General features: G+C 69.1%; 5 protein-coding genes and 1 pseudogene. 1 reads left to right on the forward strand and 5 read right to left on the reverse strand.

What is annotated here, in order from left to right:
• Positions 1 to 61 precede the first annotated feature (61 nt).
• The 4 genes from DEH69_RS05395 to DEH69_RS05410 all read right to left on the reverse strand — a co-directional run bounded on the left by DEH69_RS05395 (position 62) and on the right by DEH69_RS05410 (position 3090).
• A complete protein-coding gene (locus DEH69_RS05395; protein WP_113685730.1) occupies positions 62 to 676 on the reverse strand; it encodes an ABC transporter permease in 615 nt (204 codons plus the stop codon).
• Positions 677 to 764: 88 nt separating this feature from the next.
• Positions 765 to 1811 (reverse strand): medium chain dehydrogenase/reductase family protein, encoded by a 1047-nt coding sequence (locus DEH69_RS05400; protein ID WP_113685731.1) that lies wholly within the window; start codon positions 1809 to 1811, stop codon positions 765 to 767.
• Between the two features lie 170 nt (positions 1812 to 1981).
• Positions 1982 to 2497, reverse strand: a complete 516-nt coding sequence (locus DEH69_RS05405; protein ID WP_113685732.1) for a cupin domain-containing protein — start codon at positions 2495 to 2497, stop codon at positions 1982 to 1984.
• Positions 2498 to 2571: 74 nt separating this feature from the next.
• Positions 2572 to 3090 carry an ester cyclase gene (locus tag DEH69_RS05410; RefSeq protein ID WP_113685733.1) on the reverse strand — a complete coding sequence of 173 codons (519 nt, stop codon included), beginning with the start codon at positions 3088 to 3090 and terminating at the stop codon, positions 2572 to 2574.
• Positions 3091 to 3210: 120 nt separating this feature from the next.
• Here DEH69_RS05410 and DEH69_RS05415 point away from each other — a divergent pair, with 120 nt between their 5' ends.
• Positions 3211 to 3618, forward strand: coding sequence for a hypothetical protein (locus DEH69_RS05415; protein ID WP_258534454.1), 408 nt, complete (start codon positions 3211 to 3213; stop codon positions 3616 to 3618).
• 60 nt (positions 3619 to 3678) lie between these two features.
• Here DEH69_RS05415 and DEH69_RS05420 read toward each other — a convergent pair.
• A pseudogene (locus DEH69_RS05420) lies at positions 3679 to 3786 on the reverse strand (multicopper oxidase domain-containing protein); the annotation flags it as partial.
• Positions 3787 to 4054: the final 268 nt, after the last annotated feature.

A 4054-nucleotide genomic window follows, 5' to 3' on the forward strand; every position in this document is an offset into this window, starting at 1 on the left:
GCCGGGCCCGGAGGCCAGGAGCCCCGTTTCAGGGCCACGAAAAAGGTAACGGGGCACAGGCTCAGCGCGAGTGGGAAGCGAGGCGGCGGCGTTCGAGGAGGGCGGCGAGGGCGTAGGCACCGCCGCCGGCGAGAGTGAGGACCCAGTAGAAGCCGGGGTCGCCGAGGAGGAGCGCCCCGGTGGAGGTCAGGGCGAGCCAGGTGCCGAGGGTGTAGTGGAGAGGGTTGCGGCGTGCGGCGCCTTCGGCGACATAGAGCAGTCCGACGACGAAGCCCGATCCGGTCGGCCAGAGCAGGTTCTGCAGGTCGGGGTGGTCGACGGCGGCGGCGAGGCCCGTGATGGTGAGGAAAAGGGCGGCGAAGGCGGTGATCCAGGCCGCGCCGAGGAGCTTGCCAGAGAGGATCTCGTCCGGATCGGTGGCGGTGCTCTGAGCGCGCAGCGCGGCGCGGGTGGCCAGCACGGTGCCTATGGCGAGACCTGCCCCCAGGAGGGCTATGGGCAGCCAGCCGGGCAGGTCGAGCACAGGCGCGTCGCCCTTCGAGAGGGCGGCCGAACCGTGTCCCAGCACGTAGGCGAGCCCGAAGCTGATGTACGTCGAACGGTTGTCGACCTCGCCGGGGGTGCGGGTCGCGCGTGGGCTGACGACGGCCGGCGTGGCGGTGGCGGTAACGGACATGGTGAATACCTCCTGGTGGGGCGTACGCGGCGGAGCCGGATGAGGGCGGGCTGCAGCGGAAGAAGGAGAAGGGGCGGCGACGCCGGTGTCATACCTCGGGGACGATGACGACCTTGCCGGCGACGGTGCGGGACTCGGCGAGTTCCATGGCGGCGACGGTGTCGGACAGGGCGAACCGTGCGGCGATCTGCGGGACGAGGGAGCCGTCGGCGACCAGGCGCAGGACCTGGGCGAGGTCCTCGGTCATACGCCGCTGCCAGGAGGCCCGGCAGCGGCGCTTGCCGGCCCAGAGGTTGTAGAAGTGGGCGCTCCTGCCGTTGGGCAGGGCGTTCCAGGCGTTGAGGCGGGCGAACAGCTTGAGGACGGGGAGCTGCGAACTCCCCTCCTCGTCCTTGCTGGCTGCGGTGCCGTAGGAGACCAGGGTGCCGCCGCGCCGCAGGAGCCGCCAGGAGTCCTCGATGCCTGGGCCGCCGACGTGGTCGAAGACCGCGTCCACGCCGTCGGGGGCCAGCTCGCGGATGCGGGCGTACATGAGCGGATCCCGGTAGTCGACCGGGGTGGCGCCGAGCTCGCGCAGGGTGTCGTGGTGGCGGGACGAGGCGGTGCCGATCACGGTGATGCCGGCGTGGCGGGCCAGTTGGACAAGGGTGGAACCGACGCCGCCGTTGGCGCCCAGCACCAGGATCGTCTGGCCGGCGCCGACCTTGGCGGTGCGGTACAGCATCTGCCAGGCGGTGACGCCGTTGACGATCACCGTCTCGGCGGCGGCAGCGTCGACCTCGTCCGGTACGGGCATCAGGTCGGCGGCGTTGACCAACAGGTGGCTGGCCCAGGCGCCGATCTTGGTGACCGCGGCGAACCGGCGCCCGAGGAGCGCGGCATCGGCCTCCGGTCCGACCGCGGTGACGGTCCCGACCACGTCGTAACCGGGCACGAAGGGGAACGGCGGCTGGTCGTAGTACTTGCCGCGGCGCATCTGCTGCTCGGCGAAGCTGACGCCGGTCGCCTCCATCCGCAGGACCACCTGGCCCTTGCCCGGGGCGGGCAACTCACGGGTCCGCAGTTCCAGCCCTTCCGGCTCGACCTTGCCGGGCAGGACGATCTCTATCGCGGTGGCGGTGATGGTGCTGCTCATGGCGTACTCCCTTGGATTCCTACCGTGTGTTTACGGCCGTAAGGCTATGCCTGTTAGGTCAACCGGAGCAAGAGGCGACGGCGATAAACTTACGGGCGTAATCTAACCGCAAAGGCAAAGAGGGCGTAACCGGGGCGAACCGGTCACGCCCTCTCGTCGGGGCTCGCTGCTCAGAGGTGTGCCGGGTGCTCCGGGGGGAGGTCGGCGGGGGTGGCTCCGGGCGGGCCGAGGATGATGTCGCCTATCTCGGTGCCGACCGCGTTGAACAGTTCCACGTCGAGCGCGGTCTCGTTGGTCGCCAGGTGGAGCGGGGTGGCGGTGCGGGCGATGAGCTCGGCGAAGCCGGCGGGCGAGGAGATGTTGAGGGCGCGGGCGCCGTCCGCGCCCGCCGCGATCGCGTGCGGCACATGCAGGGGGATGGTGTAGAAGTCGCCCGAGCGCAGGGTCACCTTGTCGGCGCCCGCCCACACGGTCAGCGAGCCGGAGGAGACCCAGAGCCGCTCCTCGTACCGGGTGTGGGCGTGCAGTGGTGTGGCGGCGCCGGCGGGCATGAAGGAGTCCGACACGTCGTAGTGGCCGTCGGTCTCCTCCGCCGAGGTGAGGATGGAAATGCGCAGTTCCTGGCCGAGCGCGTACTGCCGGTCGGGATGCGCCGGGTTGGTGGAAAGCGAGGGGAAGTGGGTCATTGGTTGTCCTGGGGTGCGGGCGGCGAAGTGGCCGCGCGTGGGGTGGGGAGTCGCAGTCGGTGCCTCGCCGGCACTCAGAGCGCCTTGAGCTGCCGGAGCATGTGGAGGGAGTCGGCGTTGAGCCAGTACTCGCTGAACCGGCCGTCCCGCATGAGGAGCGTGTCGGTTCCGGTGAAGGTGACCACGATCCCGGGCGCGGCCTCGGCGCCGGGGAATCCGCCGCCGTACGTGCCGGTGGCCGTCCAGCGCACGGACAAGTAGGCACCGTCGAACAGGGGCGGGACCCCGATGACGAACTTCAGGTCCGGGAAGGCGGCGCGGCCGGCGCGGATGTAGGCCGTGAGGCCGTCGGCGCCGTGCACGGAGCTGCTGTCGCTGCCGTCGATCATGACGCTATGGAGGCGGAAGTCGTCCGAAACGATCTCGGGGGTGAGGGAGAGGCCGCCGTTCCAGAGCCTGAGCCAGGCGTCGAGCAGAGCCGTGGGTCCGGAGGGTGGGCGGTGGCGGACATGGACGGGTTCCTTCCGTAAGTGACTTCGGAGCAGCGTCGAGGCTGAGGGCGGGGTCGGATGGGGGCGGCGACAGGTCGACACCCTTTCCGTGCGCGATCCGCAGCGCCTCGACCCTCATGCTTACGACTGTAAGGCTATGCATGTAAAAGGAGTGCGAGCAAGAGGTTACGTCCATAAACTTTTGTTCGTAAGTTTACGGGAATGAAAGAGACAGACGTGACGACTCCGGGCGCACCGAAACGCGCGGCCCGCGCGCGCAACAGGCGCGGCGAAGGCGGCCGACTGCGGGAGCACATCGTGGACGCCGCCGCCGCGCTGCTGGACGAGACCGGCGACGAGCGGGCGATCACCCTGCGCTCGGTCGCCCGCAGGATCGGTATCGCCCCCCTCGATCTACGCGCACTTCCCGACCAGCCGGCCATCATGCTGGCCGTAGTACGACGTGAGTTCGCCGCGCTCGAAGCCCATCTGCGCGCCGTCCCTCGTCGTGGTGTAGGCGACCTTGCTCGACGCGTTCCGGTAGGCCGCGCGTCGGCCGGCCGCGGGGTGCCAATGGTGACCCCGAGCCGCGTCGATGCGGGCGATGACCTGCGCGTTCCGCGTACGTGATTGGCTACACCACCCGGCGGGGCGCCACCGCCAGGTGTGGTGGTGTGCCCGCGGCGCGACGCCGATCTTCTCGCCCTCACCCAGGACGGCGAACTGGCCCATCATCCCGTCGTCCTCGTGCTGCAACAGATGGCAGTGGTACATGTACGGCGTGTTCGGGTCGGTGTGGCCGCTCCGGCCCGGCCCTCAACACCCCACGTATTCCCGGGAGATGCCATATGAGAGCCTTCTGTAAAACCCTTTTGAAGCATATTGCGGTATAAGTCAGAGTCGGCGTCAACTCATCCACTGCAAGGAGCTCGGAGGCCTGCACCCAGGCCCAACACTTGTTAGCCTCGTGCTTTCACGAGGTGGGCTGTCCAGAGGTTGATCACGAAGACGGAAAGTGCTCTTGACCTGCAACGATAGGACTTGCTGAGGGTCCTGTTGGCTGCAA

Origin of the sequence: Streptomyces sp. PT12 (genome assembly GCF_003311645.1) — a bacterium.
Taxonomy (GTDB): Bacteria; Actinomycetota; Actinomycetes; order Streptomycetales; family Streptomycetaceae; genus Streptomyces.

Excerpts from the sequence above, each read along its gene's own strand:
- DEH69_RS05395 (WP_113685730.1), bottom strand. The coding sequence starts at position 676 with ATGTCCGTTACCGCCACCGCCACGCCGGCCGTCGTCAGCCCACGCGCG.
- DEH69_RS05400 (WP_113685731.1), bottom strand. The coding sequence starts at position 1,811 with ATGAGCAGCACCATCACCGCCACCGCGATAGAGATCGTCCTGCCCGGC.
- DEH69_RS05405 (WP_113685732.1), bottom strand. The coding sequence starts at position 2,497 with ATGACCCACTTCCCCTCGCTTTCCACCAACCCGGCGCATCCCGACCGG.
- DEH69_RS05415 (WP_258534454.1), top strand. The coding sequence starts at position 3,211 with ATGAAAGAGACAGACGTGACGACTCCGGGCGCACCGAAACGCGCGGCC.